The sequence below is a fragment of the Ereboglobus luteus genome (genome assembly GCF_003096195.1).
GTDB classification, from domain to species: domain Bacteria; phylum Verrucomicrobiota; class Verrucomicrobiia; order Opitutales; family Opitutaceae; genus Ereboglobus; species Ereboglobus luteus.
Genome location: NZ_CP023004.1, coordinates 1115584 through 1139621, shown reverse-complemented (window position 1 = coordinate 1139621; position 24038 = coordinate 1115584). Strand labels below are relative to the sequence as shown.

The window sequence follows — 24038 nt, the reverse complement described above, 5'->3', positions numbered from 1 at the left end:
GCGCGAACACGGTTTTCCTGCATCAGTTTTATTTTTCAATTTCCATGACGACCACTGACAACTCCGCCGCTGATTCCATTCCCAACGTCCTCGCCGAGCGCTATGCCTCGCCCGCGCTCAAGGCCATCTGGTCGCCTTCGGGGCGCATCGCCATCGAGCGCGATTTTTGGATCGCAGTCATGAAGGCGCAGCGTGATCTCGGCGTCGCGATTCCCGCGAAGGCAATCGCCGATTACGAGCGCGTCAAAAACAACATCAACCTCGCCAGCATCGCCGCGCGCGAGCGCGTCACACTTCACGATGTGAAGGCGCGCATCGAGGAGTTTTCCGATCTTGCCGGCCACGAGTTCATCCACCTCGGCCTGACCAGCCGCGACCTCACGGAAAATGTCGAGCAGCTGCAAATCCAGCGCTCGCTCGCCGTCGTGCGCATGAAAACCGCGGCCGCGCTTCTCGCCCTCGCGAAGCAGGCGCGCGCGCATCGCGCGCTCATGATCACGGGGCGCACGCACAACGTGCCCGCGCAACCCACCACGCTTGGCAAGCGCATCGCGATGTTCGGGCAGGAACTGCTCTTCGCGTTCACGCGACTCGAGGAGCTTTGCGCTCGGTATCCGGCGCGCGGGCTCAAGGGCGCCGTCGGCACGCAGCTCGACCAGCTCACGCTTCTCGGCGGCGACGCGAAAAAAGTCGCGCGACTCGAGGCCCGCGTTGTCAAGCACCTCGGTTTCCGCACCGCGTTTAACGCCGTTGGCCAGGTCTATCCGCGCTCGCTGGACTTTGATGTTGTCTCCGCGCTTCATCAGGTCGCGGCGGCGGCGGCGAGCTTCGCCACCACGCTCCGGCTCATGGCGGGGCAGGGGCTTCTCACCGAGGGTTTTCAAAAGGGCCAGGTCGGCTCGTCCGCGATGCCGCACAAGGTCAACGCGCGCAACTGCGAGCGCGTTTGCGGTTTTGCCACGATCATTTCGGGCTACGTCACCATGACCGGCGCGCTCGCCGGGCACCAGTGGAACGAGGGCGATGTTTCCTGCTCGGTGGTGCGCCGCATCGCGCTGCCCGACGCGTTTTACGCCATCGACGGACTGCTTGAAACCTACCTGACAATCCTTCGCCAGATGAATGTTTTTCCCGCAGCGATCGCCGCCGAAAACACGCGCAATCTGCCCTTCCTCGCCACGACCACAATCCTGATGGAGGCGGTCAAGGCCGGCGCGGGCCGCGAAACGGCGCACGAGGCGATCAAGGAGCACGCGCTTGCCGCGGCGAACGCGATGCGCACCGGCGGGGGCGATCCCGATCTCGTCGGACGGCTCGCGGGCGATGCTCGTCTCAGGCTCACCCGCGCGAAGCTCGAGTCGATTCTCGGCGAGAGCGCGCGTTTTGTCGGCGCTGCTCCGCAACAGGTCGATGTGTTTGTCGCCGGTGCCAAGCGCGCCGCCGCCAAGGTCAAGGGCGCATCCACCTACCAGCCGGGGAAATTATTGTAAGTCCGGGCGCCTTTGCGGCCTCACTCCAGCTTCTGTTTTTCCGGCTTGAGCACGCCGATGCACGGCAGGCCGCGGTAACGCTCGGCGTAGTCGAGGCCGTAGCCGACCACAAATTTGTCGGGAATTTCGAACCCGACAAAATCCGCCTCGAAGTCCACCTCGCGGCGGACTTTTTTGTCGAGGAGCACGCATGTGCGCAGGCTCGCCGGCTTTTGTTTTTTCAGCAGGTTGACGACGGCGGAAAGCGTTTTGCCGGTGTCGAGAATGTCGTCGATCACGAGCACATGCTTGCCCTTGATGTCGAGCGTGAGGCTGTGCAGGAGCTTCGGCTTGCCGTGCGACTTGGTGCTGTTGCGGTAGCTGAAAATGCGGACGCAATCCAGGCGGATCGGGTTGTGCACATGCCGGAGCAAATCCGCCGTGAAAAAAATCGCCCCGTTGATGATGGGCACCACGGTGACCTCCTCCTTGCCGTAGATTTTGCTGATTTTCGCGCCAAGCGCCTTGAGCCGGCGCTTGATTGCGGCGGGTGTGACGAGGACGCTTGCAAGATCGGAGCTCAACGGCGCTTTTACGGAGACTTTTTTGCGAGGCATGGGATTTATGAATGAAGTTTCCCACCGATAGCGGCGGTGTCGCCGGCTGGCAACTGGTTTCCTTTTTGGAATTCGCTCAGCCGGCTTTTGCCGCCTCTTCGGCGAGCCGCCTGTCAACGGCCTTCCGGATTTTTTTCGTATCCACTTTTTGGATATACTTGGGGATGTTTTTCCAGATCGAGTGATAACCGTAGCTGCCGTTGCGCAACTCGTCGAGCGCGGCATCCCTTGTCCATCCCTGGTAAACGATGCGATACATCGCCGTCACCAGCCCCGTGCGGTCCGCGCCGTGCTGGCAATGCAACACCACGGGGCCTTCCGCCTGCGCGGCCTGGATCGCGGCCAGCGCCGCAACCACATGCTTGTCGGTGATGCTCCATGTGTTGATGCGCACGCGCACTTGTTTGATGGTCGAGCCTTCCAGCTCCTTGTCGTCCGAGTTAAAATTGCGCAGATTGACCGACGTGCGGATGCCCAGCCGCTGCAGCTCGGCAACCTCGCTTTTTTTGAATTGTTCGCAGCGGTAAAACGTCGGCGTCACGCGCCAGAGATTCATCTCCTTGTTGACGAGCACGGCCCATTCCGGATTGCGCGCCTCCGCGTTCGCGGATTCGGTTGTTTCCGGTTGCGTCGCATTTGTGCTGTTGCATCCGCATGCGGCAAACACGCACAAAAACAACACAAGCCGTAAGGGCCTCCCGCCGGAGAATCGGCGTTCCGGCTGCCCCACATGCAAAGCCCGCGCTTTCATGACGCCGCTTATTTCGACACGACGTAGGCCGCCTGAAAATCAACCGCCGTCTTGCCATCCTCGACGACGCGCGCGCGCAACTTCAACTTCGCCTTGCCGTAGCGCGAGAAGGCGTCCTTGAACTCCGCGATGGCGGCTTGCGCGGGACGCTCGCAAATAGCGATCAGGTCGCCGATCACGGGGCGGCGATAAGCGGCCTTGCTTTCCTTCACGACGATGTGCCACTGGGGTTTTTCGGTCGCGCCCTTTCCGTCCGCGGGCTCGCTGCGCATCACATCCCAAACGACGCCGTAACCCGCGAGCGTGGCCAGCGAAACAAGGCTGCCGCCAAACGCGGTGTTGAGCGAATTGCGATTTTGCTCCTTTGGCGCGCGGAGCACGAGCGCGTTTTCATCGCTCAAATCCACGCCCACGCCCATCGCCTTCGCGAGCGGAATCATCTCGTGCAGGAAATGCTCAAATGCTGGAATTTTGACCGGCTTCATGGTTCGAATTGGCGTGACTGATCGAAAAACTAGAGTCGCATAAAATGAACAAGTTTATTGCGTTCGTCAAAATCAGACTGAAATCAATTTTCAAAAGAAAATGATAACTCTTGTAATCTGTTGGATTGAATCAAGTTGCGCGCTCCTTGTAAAAGCAAAAACCAGCGTTGTCACTTGTCCGTTTTGGGCAGCAACCGGCCGATCACGTAAAGCAGCACGCCGACAGTCACGGCCAGCGCGATCCAAAACAGGACGCGCGTGGTGACTTGTCCCGAAGGCGCGGCGGGGGCGCGATAGTCGGGCGCCACCGCAAGCGTGTCCGCGGCGATCTCCGTCAACGGCAGGCGCGCGAGTTCCCTGGAGAGCATCGCGATGTCGTAGCGCGGCGCGGCGGCCTGCGGGTTGCCGGAAAGAAATGTGTGGCGACCCGCGACCGACGGGTTGAAGGCGAGGTGCGCCGGACGTCGTGTCGCGACCACGCCGCGAATATCGAGCGGGGGACTGTCACCGTTGGCGATGCGCACAAGAATCGTCCGCGAGGGCACGGGCGCGCCACCGAGCGCCACCGTTGTTTTGCCGGATGTCTCGATGCCGCCGATCGAGGTGCGCGAATAAACGGGCCGGTTGCGCGCGAGCGTGCTTTCCCGTTCCGTCGTGTCGTCCCCGGCGGCGGGCAGCGTGACGGTCACCGAACGCGCGAAGAGCGAATCGCCGACGGCGAGGCTGAGCGAGGTCAACCGGAGATTTGCCGCGCCGAGATCGACTGTGAGCACGGTTTCGTCCGCGAGCTGTTTCACGTTTGTGATCGTCGCGGCGACATTTTCATCCGGCACGGTGCCGCGCGCGGCGACCTCGTCAACCACCTTGAGTTTTGCTCCTGCGACGGCGATCGGCTCGTGTCCCTGGTCGTAAATCGTGACGCGCACAAACGGCTCCGTGCGCCCGCCGAGCGGAAGGGTGTTTTGCGCGACCGCGTCGTAACGTCCGCTTTGGTTGCGCCGGAAAAGCGGCTGGCCGCCGGCGATCGTCGTCCAGTTTTTCCGATCTGTCGAAACCTCCACGCGCGCGGGTTTCATGTAGTCTTTCGCGTCGGGGATGCTGAGCTCGATGCTTTCGATCGGCTTGTCCGCGCCGGTCTCGATGGTGACGACCGTGGTCGTGCCGTCGAGCGCGGCGCCGAATGCGCGCGGCGCGACGGTTTGCGAAACGCGATAGGCGGCGCGCGCATCGGGCAGCGCCAGCATCGCGTAGGGCAGCTCGGCGCCGTCCGGCCCGACGATCCGCAGGTCTCGCAAATCCGCTTGGGCGCGCCCGAGCGTGTCGATCGGCACGGAGACGCGCGCGGGGCCGGCTTGCGCGACATCAAACGACTGGCGGCACTCCCAGTCGGACTGGTTGAGGCAGTGCGCAGTCGCGCCGAAAACAAAAATTGCCGGGATGAGTGCGAGTAGTTTTTTCATGATTCGGAAGGAGGTTGCGGCGGCGGAGTATCCGAAGGAATGGGTGGCGGCGCGGATGTTTTTCCGCCCTCGCGTGGCGCGATGTATTTTTGATAAAGAAACGAGGCGAGGCTCATCACAATCGCCACGGCAAAAAGCGCGCCGACGCGGTAGAGCGTGTCGAGTTTGTCGAGGTCGCGAAACACGAGCTTGATCGCCACGATCGCGAGCAGCCCCAGCGCCGCGTAACGCGACACACGCTGGCGCCGCCAGATGCCCGCCACCAGCAGCGCCAGCGCGAACAGCGCCCACGCAATCGTGTAGCTCATGTCGCGCGCGAAATTGCCGGAAAACTCCAGTGTGAGCACGCGGCTGCCGGGCGCCGTGAAGAAATCGGCGATCTCGATGTTCAGCAGCAGAAATGCGAGCACCGCGCCGAGTCCGGGAAGAATTTTTGCCGTGACGGCGGTGAACTTGTTTTGCGCCACCGCCTGCCTCAGCAGCCACGCGCCGCCAAACATGCACGCAATCGCGATGCCGTAGGTGTAGAGATACCAGTTCAAAACCGGCACATCGCCGCGCACATGATAGCTGAACACGGCGGGGTTGAGCGCCAGCCGCACAAACGTCACCGCGAGCAGCGCAGCGCCCGCCCAGGGCAGGGCGCGATGCGGCACGCGCGTGTAGAGCCAGAACAGCGCCGCGCCCTCGAGCGCCCACGCGATGGTGACCCATTCGCGGCTGAACTGAATCGGAAATATCAGCGTGACAAAAAGCAGCGCCACCCCGCCGAAAAGCGCGAGCCGCCCCATGCGGCGCGGATGCCCCGGCGGATCATAGCGCAACACCGCTGTCAGGCTCGTCAGCGCGGGCAGCGCGAACATCGCGGGGACGAGCCCCATCACGTCGTTCGGCCACCACAGTTTTATCATCCAATAAACGAGCGGGAAAAACAGCACGCCCGCCGCCGCGGCGGTCAGCCACGGGCCGCGTGTGTTTGAAAAACAACCACGGAACGCGAACGGAAACACCGCGAAGATCGCATAGAACCCGGCAAACCATCCCAGGCCGATATACGCGTTTGCGGGGGGCGGTTTGCCAATCATGCGCACGGCGTCGAAAACAACGGCCATCTTGTGCGCGTCCTGAAACCACACCCAGCAAATCGCCAGCACGCCCGCGAGCGCGCACGCCGGCAGCCATTCGTTTTTCAAAATCTTCGCGAGGCCGAGTGTCATCACGGTGAGCACAAGCCCGAGCCCGAACACCGGTGTCGGGTCGACCAGCGTGATTCGCGCCAGCATCATCACGATCAGCACGAACGGCAGCAGCGATGAGAGCGCGGGCAGCGCCAGCTTGAATCCATCCGGCGATTTGTCCGCGCCGCCGAACCGCCGTCCGAGCCAGAGCGACGCCGCGAAAAACAGAATCGCAAACCCGCCCGTGACCAGCAGCACCGGCACGGGGATGGCCGCCATCGTCACGGGAATCTTGCACACCCAGACCGCCGCCGTCACCAGCGTCAGCACGAGCGACGCCGCCACGCTGCCAAGCGACCGTGTCATCGCCGCGCAAATGATCGCGACAAAATCGATCAGCAAAATCGCCGGCCACACGAGCCAGTGCACGTTGGGATCCTTGAGCACCGGCATGATGACGAGCAGCAGCGCAAGCGGGGCGAAAAACTGAGCGACCAATCCGCCCGCGGCGCGATTCAGCTCCGGGCGCACCCGCGCGAGAATCAGCGGAAACGCCGTGTGCAGCACCGCAAAAACAAAATACGCGCCGAGCGCCCACGGCAGCAAGCCCGAGTGCGGGTTCACGTTCACGGGAGTCCATGCGGCGAGCACGGCAAACACCGCGCTGCCCGCGACCGCGGGCAGCCACACCGAATCCTTCGCGCGCCGGTCGAGCGCGGCCACGGCCAGAGCGCACGCGTCGGCCAGAAACACAAAACCGAGCAGCCACAACGGGCGCCACGCAGCGACCGTGTCGACGCCCAAATACAGCGCAAAGCAAAGCGAAACAAACACCATCGCCGCGACACTGCGGCCGTGCGTTGCGGTTTCACGCCCCATTCGCCGCGCCGCGCAATAACCCGCGAGAAACAGCGCGTCAAAAACGAGGCACACGATCATCGCCGTGAGCGTGTTGTGGTCGCCGAGAAATTTCACCGCCCAGCCGACTTGCATGCAGACCGTGCCTATCACGCCGAGCACCACCAGAAAATTCCAGCGCCGGTGCAGCGCCACCGCGTAAAGACCGATGTTGAGCAGCGCGATGTAGCCGAAGAGCCCGAGCGGATTGTCCACGCCCGTCGAAAGCATGGCCGGCGTCGCGAAACCGCCGAGCAAACCGAGGATCGCGATAAATTTTCCGCGCAACCGCACCGCCAGCGTGAACGCCGCCGCCGTGATGAGCGACATCAGCGCAAACGTCGGCACGACTCCGAAAAACGGAAAATGATACAGCGCCCGGCACGCAAACGTGACGCCATACAAACTCACGATGCCCGCCGCGCAAAGCGCGTGGCCGAGAATCGGATATGTTTTCCTCACGGCGAACAACCCGCCGGCAACAAGCCCCGCGCCGAAAACAAATCCCATCGCCGCGCGCACGATCGGCGGAATGAGCCCGCGATCGATTGAGTATTTCAGGAAAAATGCCACCGCCAGAAACGCCGCCACCGCGCCGAGCCACGAGAGAAACTTCGTGCCCATGAAAACCTCCCAGTTGAACGCGGGTTCCGCTTTTTTCGGCTCCGGTGCCCGCGGAGCTGGCGGCGGCAAAACCGGGGAGGCGGGCGCGGCCGTCTTGGGTGGCAAAGTGAAAACGGGCGGCGCGGGCGCCTTGGCTTGAATCGGCGGCGGCTTCGGGATGGCCGGGGCGGGTGTTTCGACTTTGGGAACCGCCGGCGGCACCGCTGCCATTGGAGGCGGTGCAACCGGGGCGGTCGCCGGCGTTTTTTCCGGTTCCGCCCGCTCTTGCGGGTGCGCTGGCGCGGCGGGTGTTTTCCCCGCGCGCTCGCGGAGCGAGGCCATTTCTTCGCGCATGCGCCGCGTCTCGCGCGACAGGTCCGCGATGCGCACGATGACCCAGATTGGAAATGCAATGAAGGCGAGAAGCAGCAGGAATGCTAGGAGTATGAGGATTGGCTCCATGATGGGCGCGGATATTTGTTCGCGACAATATCACGCCCGCATCGCGCCGGTGCAAGGTTTGTCGTCGCGGAGTCCCGCGCCCCGGCGCAAGCAGCTCAACCGGTCATTTGCCCTGCTGGCGCGTGAATGCGTCCGTGTGGACGTCGTCGCGGCGGCGCAGGAACATGTCGTAATAATCGGCCTGGGTCTGGTCGGCGCGTTCTGTTTCGCCGGTCGCGCGCATGAGCGAGATTTCGTCCTTCATGCCGGCCATGTTTCGGAGTCGCTCATCCTCGAGATACATTCCCATCGCCCGCTCCTCGTTCGACGCGCCGAAACCGACCGTCGTCCACGAATTAAGGCGCATGGAGGCCGTCCATTTGTTGAGTAGTCCCGTGTCGAGCCCGCTCAAGTGGCGCGACATTGCGAGCTTCTTGAGCTCGTCTTGCGTGTAGAGTGTGCGGTCGGTGAAAACCTCCGGTTTTTTTGCGGTCACCGTGTATCGCGGCAGGCGGACGATTTCATTTTTCGGCTTGTCGACGTCGCGCAGATCGACCTCGTCGTCTTCATCCACCGGCTTGGGCGGCGGGGGCGGTGTATATTTGAACCCGGCCGTTATCGCCGCCGACGCCCTGGGCGACAGCGCGCGCTCCGGTTGCGGCGGTTGCACGGTCGTCGAGGTTCCCGATGCCGTGGTTGTCTGCGCGCCAAGTTGCAACGCGGCGAACAGGACGGCGCACGCGCCCAACAGTTGCGGCAATGCTTTGGTCATGGGTTTCATGTTTAGTAAGACAACAAATCCCAAAATGTGTTGTTCGCAAAATGATTTTTCGAAAGCCGGGCCGGTTTACAAACAATGCACAAATGGACGGCTAGCCATTGGCCGGCGCAGGTTGCTTTTTATCAATTTGCAAGGTCGAGCGCGCCATGAACGCCGCGAGACCGATCAGGCAAATGATCACCCCGCAGACAACGAACGAAAGCGTGAGCCCCAGCCTTTCGGCAAAAAAACCGATGCCCGCGAGGCCGATGAGGGACGGGATTATGCTCACCGTGTGAAACATCGAAAACACGCGCCCCAGCGACGCGGACGCCACGTTCGTTTGTATGATCGCGGTGAATGTCGCCATATACACCGCGCCCGCCACGCCGCCGATCGCCGTGTAAACGGCAAACCACGCAAAGCCACTCTGCGACAACGTGCCCGACAGCGCGAACGTCACGCCCAGCAACAGATACATCCAGTTCACGAGCGCGACCCGGTTTATGTTGTAAACTTTCATGCCCATGACGGCTCCGCCGACCAGCGAGCCGACTCCCCACAACGCTTCCACGAGGCTCACTTGAAACGCGTTCCCCTTGAAATGCTCCAGCGTCATCAGCGGAAAAAGCACGCTCACCGGCATGATGAAAAACATCACGAGTATGGAAAAAAGAAAAACCAGGCTCAGCGGACGATTCGCCCACACGGTCAGGAACCCCTCCTTCATTTCGCGCGCGATTGATTGCGCGCGCGCCTCGGTCCCGGCGGGTTTCGGAATGGCGACAAACAGCAATGTGCCGCACGCAAACAACGCCCCCGCCACGTCCAGCAGCAGCACATATTGCATGTCCCAAATCGTGATGCACAGCGCTCCCAGCGCGGGACCGGCGATGTTGCCGACCGAATAAATCATCTGGTTGATGCCCGCGATGCGCGTCAGCTGCGATTCAGGCGCGAGCAACGGCACCGAGGCCTGCATCGCCGGCATGTGAAACGCCGATCCCACCGAGCGCAGCGCCAGCAGCAGGAAAATATGCCATGTCTCCGCAATCCCCAGCGCAAACAAAACCGCGAGCAAGAGCGTGCACAACGCGATGAAACTGTCCGCCGCGATCATCGTGTATTTGCGATTCCAGCGGTCGATGAAGACGCCGCTCACGGGTCCGATCAACGCCTGCGGCAGCATCGCCGCGATGGCCGCGAGCGCGAGTATTTGCGCGGAACCGGTCTCGATGCTCAGCCACAAAATGACGGCGAAATTGACAATGGTGGAGCTAAGGATCGACAGGAACTGGCCGGCCCAAATGATCGCAAAAACTTTTTTCCATTTTTCCACCGCGCAACCAAGTCCCGATTCCTCGGGGCCTTGACAAGCATGAACTGAGCGAGGCTTCGGCCCGCCGAACGCGAAATCTTTGAAGCCAAATGGAGGCTGTTCCCCTTCGCCGCTGCTCGCGCTTCAAACGTCGAGCGCCTCGGCGGCGATTCCCCAGCGCAGGTTGTAGAGCGAGGTTTCGAATGTCTCGAAATGCGCGAACTCCGCGAGCGCGATGAAAGTGGCGAGCGCGGTCGGAAAAACATCGGCGCGGCCAAAGGGCATCGCGGGGATTTGGCGGCGCGATGCGAGGTCGATGCCGGCGATGCGTTCGTAAAGCGCGCGCAGATCGGGAAGCGCGAGGCGCGGGCTGGTCTCGGCGAGCATTTTGCCCGCGGCGGCGCCGATGACGGCGCGCGCGGTGGTGGTGGTGCCGCCGGTCGCAATGGCGGCGGCGACGGGCGGCAGGTCGAAAGTGAAACCGCCCGTCTCGAGCGTCGCCTTGACGTGCCCGGAAATGGCGCGGCTGGCGGCGACGGGAATGGGTTGCGCCATGTCGGGCACGAAGCGCTCGCTGAGGCGCACGCAGCCGAGCTGGAGGCTTTTTTCGCGGACAATGCGGCGGTCGCGAAAGGCGAGGCATTCGAGGCTGCCGCCGCCGAGGTCGAAGACGTAGAAATCGCGCAGGCCGGAAAGCGCGGGATCGCAGGCGAGCCCTCGCCCGATGTAACTGGCCTCCTCGTCGCCGGTGAGGATGAGGATGTCGTGTCCCGTGGCGGCGCGAACCATGCCGCGGAATTCATCACCGTTGCTTGCGTCGCGCACCGCGCTTGTCGCGACGAGGATTGTGCGGTCGGGGGCGAATTGCGCGGTGTCGGCGAGCAGTTCCTGAATGGCCTTGAGCCCGCGCGCCATTGATTCGCCGGTGAGCGCGGGGTTTGTCCGGTCGATGCCGGCGCTGATGCGCGCCTCGAGCGTTTTGTAGAAAAGCGAAACGGGTTCGCGGCACGGATTGCGCGTGGCGACAAGTGTTTTGATCGAATTGGAACCGATATCGATGACGGCGACAGTCATTGTTATTTTGGATTTTGGATTCTCGATTTTGGATTGCGCGCTACCGCGCGGGGCTCGAAACGAAAACGGAGCGAAAGCTCCCAATACAAAATCGAGAATTCAAAAGCATGCGGGTGAATTGCGAGTTAGGGATGCGCATCAGAGGACAAATCCATTTGGCGCTATCAGGAGCGTGAACTCGCCCTTGAGGGCGGTTTTGGCGAGGCGGGCTTGCACGGCGGCGGCGGGGCCGGTGAGGAAGGTTTCGTGGAGCTTGGTGACTTCCTTCGCGACGCAAATCACGCGTTTGGGGCCGAGCACGGCGGTGATTTCGTCCACGAATTTGTCGATGCGATGGCAGCTTTCGTAGAGCGCGAGTGTGTATTCAAAATCCCGATACTTTTCCAGGAAGGCGGCGCGGGCGGAGGTTTTGGGCGGGAGAAATCCGGCGAAGAGAAATCCGTTGGTCGGCAGGCCGGCGGCGCTGATGACCGCGGCGAGGGCGCACGCGCCGGGAACGGGCACCACGGGAAGCCCGAGGCGGCGGCACGCGCGCACGATGCGAAAACCGGGGTCGCTCAGCGCGGGCGTGCCGGCGTCGCTGACGACGGCGACGGACTTGCCCGCGGCGAGCTGGGCGGCGAGGCGTTCGGCGGCCTCGGTTTCGTTGTGGTCGTGGTAGGCGGTGAGTTCGCGGCGAGGCAGGGCGAGGCGGCTGAGGAGCGCGCCGGTGGTGCGTGTGTCCTCGCATGCGATGAGGTCGACCGAGGAAAGGATGGCGCGCGCGCGCTCGGTGAGGTCGGCGAGGTTGCCGATGGGCGTGGCGACGACGTAGAGATAGCCGGGGAGCGGGGTGAGCGAGGCGTTGGAGGGGCGCGGCGAGGGCGTTGATGGCGTGTCGTCGGTTGCGGACATAAAAAAATCCGGTCACAGGACCGGATTTTTTGCGAAACAAAAGAGAGTGCGCGCGGCAAAAATCAGCGGCGTTGCTCGCCGGCGTTGCCCATGCCGGGAATGCCGCCTTCCCAGTCGGCGGGGCGGCTCCACGGGATCGTGGTGTCCGTGGAGTCCTGGGTTGTGCATCCGCTGAAAATGGCGAGGAGCGCGGCGGCCATAAATGCAATGAGAAATTTTTTCATGGTGTTTCGAGAATCGGCTGTGAGGGAAATGTATGGGTGTTTGGTCGGCGGAGTGCAAGGCGAGTGTTTGTCGATGTTTGTCGATGTTTGTCGATGTTTGTCGATGTTTGTCGATGTTTGTCGGACTTGCGCGGAGGCGGTTTGGTTCCGCAAGGTTTTGCGGCGCGCCGCCCTTTGCGTTTCCGGCGCCTCGCGCGTTCAAAAAAAATGTCACGATTTTGGCTGGTGTTCATGTAATTTTTTTATCCAGTGTCACCCATGGTGTGCAAAGGCCGGGATGCCACTCATCGTCGGGCTTTAAACGCCTCAACACAAAACCATGGGTAAAAGGTGGAAATTTTTTAAGGAATCCGTGCGCCATTTCTGGCAGGTCGGAACATTGATGCACAGCTCGAGGTATCTGGTCGGCTCCCTGCTCGCGGACGTGGATTTTTCCGAGGCGAGGCTGATCGTCGAATTCGGGCCGGGCAGCGGCTACGTGACGCGCGAGATATTGCGCAGGATGCGGCCGGACGCGCGCCTGATCAGTTTCGAGCTGAACGCGGTTTTTTACGAGGAAATCAAATCGATCGCGGAGACCGATCCCCGCCTGACGGCGGTTCACGGCTCGGCCACGCTGGCCGCGACAATGCTGGAGCCGCGCTCCGTGGACAACATCGTGTCGGGTTTGCCGATGGGCAATTTCGGCAGGCGCACGAAGCTGGCCGTCCTCGGCACGGTGCAGGCGATTTTGAAGCCGGGCGGGCATTTCAGCCAGTTCCAATATTCGCTGCTCGATTACCGCTTGATGAAGCGGCATTTTGAGACGGTGCGACTCGGTTACACGCCGTTGAATTTTCCGCCGGCCTTTGTGTATAAGTGCGTGAGCGAGTGACTCGGCCTTCTCCGGTTTCGCGGGCGCGAATTTCGTCGCTTGCACTCCGACGGGGAACCTGCATCGTTTGCGCCTCGTTCTTTGACTGGCAAAACACACCAGTCGGATTTTTCAGGCGCGCGATTTGAGCGATCAAAAACCCGCGTCGCGAAATCCAATATCATTTTGGGGGTGTTCTGGATTCGACCCTTGGTTGGATTATATTGCTGCCGTTCGAGGATGAAGGTTGGCCTCGTTAATCATCCTTCACACCAATAATAGGCAACTACGAAGAGATGCCCTTGGCCGCCTAAGCGCGGCCTCGTTCGCACGGCGACACCTGCTAGCCGCTGCGAGCGTCGACAGCAGGCATAGCGCATGGAGAGACTCGCAGTCCTTGCGCCGTATACTTCAAATCTGGGAGTTGGCTGATGCCCAAGCGCGTGGAGTCGCGTGACATCAGCGAGATAAACACGACACTATAACGGTAGATGCGATATGAGAAGGTCAGGGGCACGCGGGTTCAAATCCCGCCACCTCCACCAATTTTTAAACTAATGCGCGCGCGTCGCTTGAAAATACTCTTTGTCTGCGCAATGAACAGGCGGCGCAGTTCGACAGCCGAGCGGATTTATCGCAATGATCCGCGCGTCGAAGTCCGGTCCGCCGGCGTGCGAACCGGCGCAAACCGCCGCGTTTCAGAGGACGATCTTCGCTGGGCGGATGTTGTTTTTGTCATGGAACGAGAGCACAAGCATGCCATCGCCACGCGTTTCGCCGGCCTTTCCGACTTCAGCTTTCCGCCCGTCGACGTCCTTGATGTTCCCGACGAGTTCGAGTTCATGGAGCCGGACCTCGTCGAAATCCTGAAAACCATGCTCGACCCGGAAATCGATCACTTGCTTGCAAACAACGGTTAGGCCATGGCGGCCCGGCACCCGGGCGATTCTTTTACCCGCCTTGACGCAACCTCGTGCGTTTGATTTCGTCATGACAAGAATCAAACACCCTGCCATGAACATCCGCCGCATTATTTTTGTCCTGATCGCATTTGGCTGCGTCGCAATGCGCGCGGGCGTTTCGACCGATTCCCCATTTGTTCCGCGCGGCTCGGCCGCGGCCGGCAAGATCGCGAACAACACGCCCATCGAGTTGCGCGCGATCGTGTCCGACGAAAACGGCCCGCGCTTCGCGATTTACGACCCCGCCAAAAAAGAGGGCACGTGGGTGAGTGTCGATGAGACGGGGCAGCCGTTTGTCGTGCGTTCCTACGACGCCGCCACGAATCGCATCAATGTCGACTACCAGGGCAGGACACAGACCATCGCGCTTGTCGAGCCCAAGTTTGGGCCCGGCAAAAGCATCGCGGTTTCGGCTCCCGTGCCCGCGGGCGGCGCGCGAACAAACGTCGCGCAACCCGTCCAGGGGCGCACGCCCCGCGCCAATACCCCCGGCCAGCAAAACACGCAGCAACGAAGCGCCGACGAGGCCAAGCGGCTCGAGGCGATTCGCGCCGAGGTCGCCCGCCGCCGCGCCCAGCGCGAGGCGAGCGCGCAGCAAAACCAGCAGCGCCGGTAAGTGATTGCCGTCCGGCGGGCCCGGCGAGTTGTGTATCCAAAATCTTGATACAACACGGGCGCGGTGAAAAATCGCGCGCACCGCCAAGACCTTTTTCAACGACTTGGCAAACTTTCTCCCTCTGAAATGAAAAATTTTCCCTCTGAAAATATGTTGCCTTCGCAAAACGCCGCACTACACCGGATTCCTGTATGGCTAAAAAATCTACTAAAACCAAAAAAACCACCCGCAAGCCGAACGCTGCTTTCATGAAGCCTGTTCAGCCCGATGAAGCCCTCGCGGCCGTCGTCGGTAACAAAGCGCTCCCCCGCACGGAGCTCACCAAGAAACTCTGGGCCTACATCAAAAAGAACGGTCTCCAGGACGCCAAGAACAAGCGCCAGATCAATGCTGACGACAAGCTGAAGGCCGTCTTCAACGGCAAGAAGTCCGTCAACATGTTCGACATGACCAAGCTCGTCTCGACGCACCTCGTCAAATAAGAGCCAAGGCATCCCCTGCTTTGTTTAAGAAAAACCGCCGCTTCCAAATAGCGGCGGTTTTTTTTGTGCTTTTGTGTCCGCACAAATGTTATAAGCAATCGCCGCACCTCCCATGCCGATGTTTTCCTACAGGACAAAAATCACGATAACGGTGATCGCCATAGTGATCGCCGGGCTCGCCGCCGGCTTGTGGGAGTATCGCAATGCGCACAAGGCCCGCCTCGCCGCGGTGGCGGGCAACGCGCGGCGCAGCGCGCTCGCCATCCACCCCGAGCAACTTTCCAAACTCACCGGCACGCGCGCCGACGAGGGCACCGATGCCTACGGGCGAATCAAGCGCCAGTTGATAAAGCTCAACACCGCCCATCCCAACGTTGAATACATCTACCTGTTCCGGCAAAACCCGGAAACAGGCGCGCTCGTCTGCCTCGCGGATTCCGAGCCGTTTGACTCGCCGCGCATGCTGCGCCCCGGCGATCCCTTTCCCGGCCAGATCAACGAGGCCGACGTGCTCACGACCTTGCGCACGGGCGCCACGACCGTCAACGAGTTCCAGTCCGATTCCACGGGCAGGTGGGTTACCACCTATGTGCCGGTCGATTCGTTTGACGGCAAACACAACATCATGCGCCTGGACGGCGAGATCAGCGTGTGGAACATGGCGTTGTATGAAAAGGCCTTCGTGCAGGCGCTCTATGCATGGCTGCTCTTCGGCGTGCCGTTTGCCACATTCGTAATTGTGCGCCGCTACGCGCGGCAGGCCTTTTCCATTCGCAAACTCAGCGCCGCCATGGAGCAAAGCGCCACGCCCATGATGATTGTCAGCGACACCGGCGTCATCGAGTATGCCAACCATGGCTTGTGCGCGCTCACTCGTTATGATCGCAAGGAACTGCTCGGCCAAGTCTGGCTCGGCAAGGCGCAGGCCATGCCCGAGCACAACATTACGAAAATCAAAAAGTTTATCCACGAAGGCAAACCGTGGACGGAGGACTTCGAGCTGGGACGCAAGAGCGGGGCGCGCTTTCCCGCGAAAGTCACCTCGACCCCGGTCCGCGACGCCGGCGGCGAAATCGCAGCCTACATTATTGTCATTGTGGACATGACCGAGATCCAGCGGCAGGCGTCCGAGCTTCGCCTTGCCAAGGAGAGCGCCGAAAATGCCGACCACGCAAAGAGCGTTTTCCTCGCGACCATGAGCCACGAGGTGCGCACGCCGCTCAATGGCATCATCGGGTTTTCCGACCTCCTGCTCGACACCGACCTGAGCACCGAGCAGCGCGAATATGTGCACGCCATTTATGCGGGTGGCGAAACACTCATGCAGCTCACGGGTGACATTCTCGATTATTCGCGCATTGAATCCGGGCGCATGAGTCTCGCCACGGAACCCTGCGATGTGCGCACCCTTGTCGAGAACACGCTCGAACTGGCCGCGCCGCGCGCCGCCGGCAAACAACTGCAGCTTCTGCATGAAATCGCCCCGGAGGTTCCCTCGAGCATCATCACCGACACCGGGCGGTTGCGCCAGGTGCTCGTCAACCTGATTGGCAACGCGGTCAAATTCACACCCGCGGGCGAGGTCGAGGTGACCGTTCGTTTGGTGGCGCGCGATCCGTCCGAGCCCGTCGCGGACGCATTCCCGCTGGAGAGTCCCCCGGCCGACGAATCGCAGGAGCCTTCCCCATCGAGGGAAAACGACGTCGTCCTTGAGTTCTCCGTGCGCGACACCGGCATTGGAATCGCGCCCGAGAACCAGTCGCGCATCTTCCAGCCGTTCACCCAGCTCGATTCGTCCAATTCGCGCCGTTACGACGGCGCCGGGCTCGGCCTTTCCATTTGTTACGACCTCGTGCGGCTGATGGGCGGGCGCATGACCGTCGTCAGCGAGTTGGACAAGGGGTCGATGTTTTCGTTCACCATACGCTGCGCCGCCAACGAGGATGTTTCCGCCATGCCCGCGGAGGGGGCGCTTCTCAGTGGAAAACGCATCGCGGTTGTGACATCGCACGACGGCTTGCGGCGCGAACTCAAGCGCGAGCTTGCCCTCGCCGGAGCCGTCGCGCTCGAACTCCAAATGCCCCGGCTCGGCGCGACGGAATGGGATCTCGCCGTTGTCGAGTGCGACGCCGGCACGCTGACGGCGTTGCGCACCTATGCGACCGTGCCCGAACGCTGGCATGCCGAGCGCGTGATTGGCCTTGTCGATATTGATATCGACAAACAGCAGAGAAGATTGCTGCGGCCTTATTTTCGGACGGTTCTCAACAAACCCGTGGGACACCAAACGCTGGTGGAGAGGCTCGCCAAAAACACCGGCGATGCCGACGCGTCCGAAAGCTCCGCGCAATTATGAGCGGCGGCCGCAAGGCCCGCGCGAATGCCGGCCTGTGAAGGTGGCGGGGCCGGAGGCGCCCGTGCTACCTTGATGCCAGTTCCGCGCTTTCGATCACACGCACCCCGGCCTTGCTCATCTCGTCGAAGGCGCGCGCGTCGTCGCCCGGTTGCATGTTCACCGCGCGGCAGGCGTCGGCGATCACGTGTGTGTTGAAACCGAGCTGCGCTGCGTCAAGCGCGCTGTATTTTATGCAGTAATCCGTTGCGAGCCCGGCGATGTAAATATCCGTCAGTCCGTGCTCTCGCAGGTATTTTTCCAAGCCGGTTGAGTGCTTGCGGCCGTTGTCAAAGAAAGCGCTGTAACTGTCGACGCGCGGATCGGCGCCCTTGTGAAAAATGTGCTCGATGCGCCGCGTTTCGAGGCCGTCGGCGAAAGCCGCGCCGTGTGTTTGTTGCACGCAATGCACGGGCCAGAGGATTTGCCGGATGCCGTGGAGATCAATGACCTCGCCCGGCGAGCGCCCTGCGTGTTGCGCCGCGAAACTGCCATGGTCGGCGGGATGCCAGTCCTGTGTTGCGAGGACATGTTGAAACAGCGGTTGCAGGCGGTTCACCAGCGGGATGATTTTGTCGCCCTCGGGCGCGGCAAGCGCGCCGCCCGGCACAAAGTCGTTCTGTATGTCAACAAGCAGGAGCGCTTTTTTCATGCGGTGAATCCGGGTTTGCCGTTGGAAAAAATCGCGCCGTCTCAAACGCCGAGCAACTCGCGCGCGCGGGCGACAAAGGCCGCGCCGCCGGCGATGTATTGGATGCGTTTCATCTTCAGGTCGAAGGTTCGCACGGGGAGCGGGTTGGTGTTGTTGAAGAAATAAAGTTCGCCGCCCCCGGCCATGCAGAGCGGGATCGCGGCGGCGATGTCCCATATCTTGACGTTGTGGTCGACGACGCCCTCGAGCATTCCGTTGGCGACGTAGGAGAGGAGGAGCGTGCTGCTGCCGAGTCCGCGGATCTTGAAATTTTCAACGACGGTTTTTGCCTGCGCCGCGTAGATTTTGTCATGGGGGCTGTGAAAGCCGACCAGGCTTTGCGGTGTGGGCGCGGCCTGTGAAACGGAAACCGCGCGGTCGCCGTCGAACACGCCGAGGCCGGGGCCGCCGTGGATGAGCGCGCGGCGTCCCATGTCGTAAACGATGCCGTAAACGGGCAGGCCGTTTTCGTAGAGGCCGAGCGAGATCGCGCAGCAGGCGAGGCCGGTGGCGTAGTTGTTGGTGCCGTCGATCGGGTCGAGTATCCACGCGAAACGCGCGCGCAGCGGCTCGGGCTCGAAGCGCGCGGGATCGGCGAGCTCCTCGCTGAAAAACTCGTCGTCCGCAAAACGCTCGTGAATGAACCGCTCGATGTTTTGTGAAATCGCAATATCGACGGGCGTGACTCGCGTGCCGTCGGATTTCCAGTTGCTTTGGGCGCGGCCGAATTCGCGCAACATAAGATCGGTTTGCGCGAGCACGGCGGCCTTGCCGGCCTCGATGCGCGAGAGGAGTTCCTGCGACGCGGTGTTTTCGGTGTGATTTGTGGACATGGAAGAGCGCAATGGAAACACGTTCGCGCGCCCGCGCGCAAGCGCGCGGTTTGGCGGGCCTTTTCTCCTCGCGACTTTTGGCTGTTTATTGCCGTGCCAGAAACCGCTCGATTCGTGCCATCACGCGGTCGCGGCCGAGCACGCGGAACATGCCCGTGAGGTTTGGCCCCACGTTGGTGCCGGAAACGGCGAGGCGCGCGATGGACTGGTAGTCGCCGAAACCGAGGCCCTTGTCGGCGGCGAGTTTTTTGATCGCCTCCTCAATCACGAGGTCGTTCGAAAAATCGACTGTCTTCAGCGCGCCGGCGAGTTCGAGCAGGCGGGTTTTCGGCTCGCCCTTGCCCATGATTTTCGCGGCGGCTTTTTCGTTGAGGGGAAAGTTTTCCGTGAAGAAATACTCCGTGTAGCCGGGCAGGTCCTCGATGCCTTTTATCTTGGGCTGGCTGAGCAGGAGGACTTCGCGCAGATAGTTTTCGTCGGGCATCCCGGCGGCGAAGGTGCCGTGTCGCGCGAAATACGCCTTGGCTCGCGCCACAAAATCGTCGGGCGGCAGCTCCAGCACGTAGGTCATGTTCATGTGGGCGAGTTTTTTGTCGTCAAAGCGCGCGTTGCTTTGGTTCACGCCGGGAAGGTCGAAGAGGCTGATGATTTCCGCGACGGGCATTTTTTCGCGGTCGTCGCCGGGATTCCATCCGAGGAGGCTGAGGAAGTTGACGAGCGCCTCGGGAATGTATCCGCGGCGCTGATACTCCTCGACGAGCGCACCCTGGTCGCGCTTGGACATTTTGCCGGGCCCATTTTGCTTGAGGATGAGCGGTATGTGCGCGAAGTGCGGCACGGGCGCGCCGAAGGCCTTGAAGAGCTCGACGTGCTTGCTGGTGTTTGAAAGGTGATCCTCGCCGCGAATCACGTGCGTGATTTTCATGGCGATGTCGTCGATGACGTTGACGAGGTGAAACACGGGGCTGCCGTCGGAGCGCACGATCACGAAGTCCTCGTCCTCGACGCGCTCGACCCGTCCGCGGATGAGATCGTCGATTACGGTGGGGGCGACCTTTACCTTTTCGACGGTCTTTTTGCGATGGTCGTCGTAGGTTTCGTAGCGCTCGCCGAGGAGCTTGAACCACACGGCGCCGTCCTTCTCGTAGGCGCGTCCGGCGTCGAAGAGTTTCTGGATGTATTCCTTGTAGATCGCGTCGCGCTCGCTCTGGCGGTAGGGGCCGTAATCGCCGCCAACGCCCGGTCCCTCGTCCCAGTTCATGCCGAGCCACTTGAGGCTGTCATAAATGACATTGAGGAAATCCTCGCTGTTGCGCTCCTTGTCGGTGTCCTCGATGCGCAGCACGAACGTGCCGCCGGTGTGGCGCGCGTAGAGCCAGTTGAAGAGCGCGGTGCGTGCGCTGCCGATGTGGAAAAAGCCCGTGGGGCTTGGTGCGAAACGGACGCGGATGTTGGACATGGTGAAAATGCGGAGTGCGGGATTCGAGATGTGAAATGAAAAACGTCAGGCAATGGATTGCCTGACGTCGTGTCAAAAAGGAAGCGCGGGGCGGGTCGCTTACAAATCGGCGTATTCCGACTTGCTGGTGACGGGCCACTCCTTGTTCGTGCGCTTAACGTGGCCGGCGAGCACGCCGCCGGGCCCGAGTTCGAGAAACGCCGTCGCGCCCGCCGCTTGCGCGCTGACGAGGCAGTCCTCCCAGAGCACGGACGAGACGACCTGCTTCACGAGCGCGGCGCGGATGTCGGCGGGCGCGCTGACGGCCTTGCCGGTGGTGTTGGTGAACACGGTCATTTGCGGCGCGGCGAAGGGAATGGTTTCGAGGAATTTTTCAAACGCGTCGCGCGCCGGAACCATCAGGCGGCTGTGATAGGCACCGGCCACATTGAGCTCCATGGCCTTTCGGATGCCGTTTGCCTTGGCGTCGGCGACGGCATCGACGATTTTTTGTTTTTCGCCGGAAATGATGATCTGGCCGGGGCAGTTGAAGTTGGCCGCCTCAAGGTCGAACTTCGCGCAAAGCGCCGCGACGGTTTCGCGCGATTCGCCGATGATCGCCGCCATGCTGCCGTGGGTCGCCTCGCACGCCATCTGCATGAGGCGTCCGCGTTCGGCGACGACGCGCAGGCCGGTCGCAAAATCGAACACGCCCGCGGCGGTCAGCGCGGTGATTTCGCCGAGGCTGAGGCCGAGCGCGTATTTTGCGTCCGCGATTCCGGCGTCGCCCTTTTCCTTGAGCGCGGCGAGGAGCGCGAGCCCGTGCACGAACAGCGCGGGCTGGCAGACCTTCGTTTGCGTGAGCTCGGCATCGGGGCCCTCGAACGAGATTTTTTTCAAATCCCAGCCGAGAACACTGTTTGCCTCGTCATAAAGCGCGCGCGCGGCGGCGGAGTTTTCGTAGAGCGATTTGCCCATGCCGACTTTTTGTGCGCCTTGACCGGCGAAGAGAAGTGCGAGTGACATATTTTTGTTATTGGTGAATGGTGAAGCCCGCAATGGCTATGAATCGCGCGCCAGAAACCAATCAGAAAATTTCCGAAAAAATTGAACACGCTTCGCAAAACACGCGCGCGGGCATTTGGGTCGCGCGCGGCTTGCGCATGCCGGCGCTTTGTTTTTGTCCGTGTAAATCCCCGCAATCCGTGCTTAGAAAATCGGCTTTCAAATGAGCATCCCCTACAAACTCGCCGTTCTTGTTTTCATCGAAAACGCGCGGGGCGAACAACTCCTCATCCGCCGCGCAAAAGCTCCGAACCTCGGCGCGTGGAGCCCTGTCGGCGGCAAGCTCGAAACCGCCTCCGGCGAGTCACCCTACGAGTGCGCCATCCGCGAGACGCGCGAGGAAACCGGCTTTGAAATCACAACCGCCGACCTGCACCTGTTCTGCATGATCGCGGAAAAATCCTACGAGGGCAGCGGTCACTGGCTCATGTTTCTCTTCCGCTGCAAGAAACCCATTCCCGCGCTTCCGCCCGACATCGACGAGGGCAAGTTCGGTTTTTTCACACGCGCCGCGATGGACGACATTTACATCCCCGAAACCGACCGCGCCGCACTCTGGCCGATCTTCGACAACCACCGCGACCGCTTCGTGACGCTGCGCGTTGATTGCGACCCGGCGAAACCGCTGAGCGTCGAGACGGAGGAAATTATCTGAGCACAAGAACAAGCGCGAAGAGACGCGAAAGACACCGCGACGGCGTAGTTTTTCCTGTGACTCTAGCGCCTCTTTGAGGTTATTAGTTTTCTGACAATTGCCATGGCCACCGACGAACAACCCAAAATCATTTTTTCCATGATGCGCGTCTCGAAAAAAATCGAGCGCAAGGAAATCCTCCGCGACGTCTCGCTCTCGTTTTTCTACGGGGCGAAAATCGGCGTGCTCGGCTTCAACGGCTCCGGCAAATCCTCGCTCATGCGCATCCTCGCCGGGCGCGACACGGAGTTCGACGGCCAGGTCGTGTTCAAGCCCGGATACAGCGTCGGCCTGCTCGAGCAGGAGCCGCAGCTCGCCGCCGGCAAAACCGTGCGCGCCTGCGTCGAGGAGGGAGTGAAGCACCTCGCCGACCTCGTCGAGGCCTACAACGCCACGTGGGACGAAATCGACTCCGCCGCCGACGATGCCGCGCGCGACGCCATCTCCGAAAAACAGGGCGAGCTTCAGGAAAAAATCGACGCGCTCAACGCATGGGATGTCGCCTCGCAAGTTGACATGGCCATGGACGCGCTCCGTTGCCCGCCGCCCGAAACAATCGTGGACACGCTCTCCGGCGGCGAGCGCCGCCGCGTCGCGCTCGCGCGCCTGCTCCTCCAAAAACCCGACATCCTCCTGCTCGACGAACCGACCAACCATCTCGACGCCGAGAGCGTGCACTGGCTCGAGCAGCACCTCTCGCGTTACGAGGGCACCGTGATCGCCGTCACGCACGACCGCTACTTTCTCGACAATGTCGCCGGCTGGATTCTCGAACTCGACCGCGGTCACGGCATTCCGTGGCAGGGAAATTATTCCTCGTGGCTCGAGCAAAAACAGCGCCGCCTCGCCATCGAGCAGCGCACCGAGGATCGCCGCCAGAAGGCCATGGCGCGCGAGCTCGAATGGATTCGCAAATCAGCGAAGGCGCGCGTCGCCAAATCGCAGGCGCGCATCAGCGCCTACGAGTCGATGCTCAAGGAAAACGTGGCCGAAAAGGAGCGCGAATTCGAAGTCCTCATTCCCGCCGGCCCGCGCCTCGGCACACTTGTCGTCGAGGCTGACAAACTCGCGAAAAGCTACGGCGAAAAACTCCTCTTCGAAAACCTCACCTTCTCGCTTCCGCCCGGCGGCATCGTCGGCGTGATCGGGCCCAACGGCGCGGGCAAGACGACGCTCTTCCGCCTCATCACCGGCGCGGAGAAACCCGACTCGGGCGCGCTGCGCATCGGCGACACGGTGCAGATCGCGCACGTCGATCAATCGCGCGACTCGCTTCCAGACGAATCCACGATTTACGAAGCCATCAGCGACGGGCAGGAAATCCTGAAACTCGGCGGGGCGGGAGGGCGCGAAGTGAACGCCCGCGCCTACTGCGCGCAATTCGGATTCACCGGCGCCGACCAGCAGAAAAAAGTTGGCATCCTCTCCGGCGGCGAGCGCAACCGGGTGCACCTCGCGCGCCTCCTCAAGAGCGGCGCAAACCTGATCCTGCTCGACGAGCCGACCAACGACCTCGACGTGAACTCGATCCGCGCGCTTGAGGAAGGCCTGGAAAATTTCGCCGGATGCGCCGTGGTTGTTTCGCACGACCGCTGGTTCCTCGACCGCGTGGCGACTCACATCCTCGCCTTCGAGGGCGACAGCGCCGTCGCGTGGTGGTCGGGCAATTACACGAGTTACCTCGAGGATTACCGCCGCCGCAAAGGCAAGGACGCCGACCAGCCGCACCGCATTAAATACCGCAAACTGACGCGATAGGGGGAGCACGCCGTGCGCGCGCTCGCGTGTGTTCACGGATGCGCGCACCCTCCTTCCCGTTTTTGCGCCGGTGCTCTCAGCAA

The 24038-nt window shown here is 61.7% G+C and carries 22 protein-coding genes and 1 other RNA gene; 9 read left to right on the top strand and 14 right to left on the bottom strand.

The window, feature by feature from the left end:
• Positions 1–44: 44 nt before the first annotated feature.
• Positions 45–1490, top strand: a complete 1446-nt coding sequence (gene purB, locus CKA38_RS04200; protein WP_108824370.1) for an adenylosuccinate lyase — start codon at positions 45–47, stop codon at positions 1488–1490.
• Between the two features lie 20 nt (positions 1491–1510).
• On the opposite strand, the gene hpt is transcribed toward purB, so the two are convergent.
• The 10 genes from hpt to CKA38_RS15650 form a co-directional block, all read right to left on the bottom strand.
• Positions 1511–2086, bottom strand: coding sequence for a hypoxanthine phosphoribosyltransferase (hpt, locus tag CKA38_RS04195; protein ID WP_108824369.1), 576 nt, complete (start codon positions 2084–2086; stop codon positions 1511–1513).
• Positions 2087–2162: 76 nt separating this feature from the next.
• On the bottom strand, positions 2163–2753 hold the full coding sequence (locus CKA38_RS04190; protein WP_202863958.1) for a dual specificity protein phosphatase family protein: 591 nt from the start codon (positions 2751–2753) through the stop codon (positions 2163–2165).
• Between the two features lie 92 nt (positions 2754–2845).
• On the bottom strand, positions 2846–3322 hold the full coding sequence (locus tag CKA38_RS04185) for a YiiD C-terminal domain-containing protein (RefSeq protein ID WP_108824368.1): 477 nt from the start codon (positions 3320–3322) through the stop codon (positions 2846–2848).
• Between the two features lie 170 nt (positions 3323–3492).
• Positions 3493–4782: a DUF3999 family protein gene (locus CKA38_RS04180; protein ID WP_108824367.1), complete on the bottom strand. Its 1290-nt coding sequence runs from the start codon at positions 4780–4782 to the stop codon at positions 3493–3495.
• Entirely contained in the window at positions 4779–7922 is a 3144-nt protein-coding gene (locus CKA38_RS04175; protein WP_108824366.1) for a DUF2339 domain-containing protein, read from the bottom strand. Before CKA38_RS04175 ends, CKA38_RS04180 begins: the two co-directional genes overlap by 4 nt.
• Positions 7923–8025: 103 nt before the next feature.
• Positions 8026–8673 carry a hypothetical protein gene (locus CKA38_RS04170; protein WP_152032668.1) on the bottom strand — a complete coding sequence of 216 codons (648 nt, stop codon included), beginning with the start codon at positions 8671–8673 and terminating at the stop codon, positions 8026–8028.
• A gap of 100 nt (positions 8674–8773) precedes the next feature.
• Positions 8774–10000, bottom strand: a complete 1227-nt coding sequence (locus tag CKA38_RS04165) for an MFS transporter (RefSeq protein ID WP_108824364.1) — start codon at positions 9998–10000, stop codon at positions 8774–8776.
• A gap of 123 nt (positions 10001–10123) precedes the next feature.
• Complete coding sequence (locus CKA38_RS04160) at positions 10124–11053, bottom strand: Ppx/GppA phosphatase family protein (protein WP_108826404.1); 930 nt, start codon at positions 11051–11053, stop codon at positions 10124–10126.
• A 138-nt stretch (positions 11054–11191) separates the two neighbouring features.
• Positions 11192–11947, bottom strand: a complete 756-nt coding sequence (gene rsmI / locus CKA38_RS04155) for a 16S rRNA (cytidine(1402)-2'-O)-methyltransferase (protein WP_108824363.1) — start codon at positions 11945–11947, stop codon at positions 11192–11194.
• Between the two features lie 62 nt (positions 11948–12009).
• Positions 12010–12171 carry a RagB/SusD family nutrient uptake outer membrane protein gene (locus tag CKA38_RS15650; protein ID WP_161554718.1) on the bottom strand — a complete coding sequence of 54 codons (162 nt, stop codon included), beginning with the start codon at positions 12169–12171 and terminating at the stop codon, positions 12010–12012.
• A 382-nt stretch (positions 12172–12553) separates the two neighbouring features.
• Between CKA38_RS15650 and CKA38_RS04145 the strand changes: the two genes are divergently transcribed.
• The 6 genes from CKA38_RS04145 (at position 12554) to CKA38_RS04120 (ending at position 17440) form a co-directional block, all read left to right on the top strand.
• Complete coding sequence (locus CKA38_RS04145) at positions 12554–13045, top strand: class I SAM-dependent methyltransferase (protein WP_161554717.1); 492 nt, start codon at positions 12554–12556, stop codon at positions 13043–13045.
• Positions 13046–13212: 167 nt separating this feature from the next.
• Positions 13213–13569: a transfer-messenger RNA gene (gene ssrA / locus CKA38_RS04140) on the top strand.
• Between the two features lie 51 nt (positions 13570–13620).
• Positions 13621–13944: a protein tyrosine phosphatase gene (locus CKA38_RS04135; protein WP_202863957.1), complete on the top strand. Its 324-nt coding sequence runs from the start codon at positions 13621–13623 to the stop codon at positions 13942–13944.
• 70 nt (positions 13945–14014) lie between these two features.
• Complete coding sequence (locus tag CKA38_RS04130) at positions 14015–14602, top strand: hypothetical protein (protein ID WP_152032667.1); 588 nt, start codon at positions 14015–14017, stop codon at positions 14600–14602.
• A gap of 248 nt (positions 14603–14850) precedes the next feature.
• On the top strand, positions 14851–15084 hold the full coding sequence (locus CKA38_RS04125) for an SWIB/MDM2 domain-containing protein (protein ID WP_202863956.1): 234 nt from the start codon (positions 14851–14853) through the stop codon (positions 15082–15084).
• Positions 15085–15196: 112 nt separating this feature from the next.
• Positions 15197–17440, top strand: coding sequence for a PAS domain-containing hybrid sensor histidine kinase/response regulator (locus CKA38_RS04120; RefSeq protein ID WP_108824357.1), 2244 nt, complete (start codon positions 15197–15199; stop codon positions 17438–17440).
• 64 nt (positions 17441–17504) lie between these two features.
• Here the strand turns inward: CKA38_RS04120 and pncA are convergent, their stop codons facing one another.
• The 4 genes from pncA to fabD form a co-directional block, all read right to left on the bottom strand.
• Entirely contained in the window at positions 17505–18128 is a 624-nt protein-coding gene (gene pncA / locus CKA38_RS04115; RefSeq protein ID WP_108824356.1) for a bifunctional nicotinamidase/pyrazinamidase, read from the bottom strand.
• A gap of 41 nt (positions 18129–18169) precedes the next feature.
• Complete coding sequence (locus CKA38_RS04110) at positions 18170–19000, bottom strand: inositol monophosphatase family protein (RefSeq protein ID WP_108824355.1); 831 nt, start codon at positions 18998–19000, stop codon at positions 18170–18172.
• 85 nt (positions 19001–19085) lie between these two features.
• A complete protein-coding gene (locus tag CKA38_RS04105; RefSeq protein ID WP_108824354.1) occupies positions 19086–20459 on the bottom strand; it encodes a glutamate--tRNA ligase in 1374 nt (457 codons plus the stop codon).
• A gap of 99 nt (positions 20460–20558) precedes the next feature.
• On the bottom strand, positions 20559–21464 hold the full coding sequence (fabD, locus tag CKA38_RS04100; protein ID WP_108824353.1) for an ACP S-malonyltransferase: 906 nt from the start codon (positions 21462–21464) through the stop codon (positions 20559–20561).
• A 202-nt stretch (positions 21465–21666) separates the two neighbouring features.
• Between fabD and CKA38_RS04095 the strand changes: the two genes are divergently transcribed.
• Both CKA38_RS04095 and ettA read left to right on the top strand, forming a co-directional pair.
• Positions 21667–22158, top strand: coding sequence for an NUDIX hydrolase (locus tag CKA38_RS04095; protein ID WP_108824352.1), 492 nt, complete (start codon positions 21667–21669; stop codon positions 22156–22158).
• A gap of 102 nt (positions 22159–22260) precedes the next feature.
• A complete protein-coding gene (gene ettA / locus CKA38_RS04090) occupies positions 22261–23955 on the top strand; it encodes an energy-dependent translational throttle protein EttA (RefSeq protein ID WP_108824351.1) in 1695 nt (564 codons plus the stop codon).
• The last annotated feature ends 83 nt before the right edge of the window (positions 23956–24038 follow it).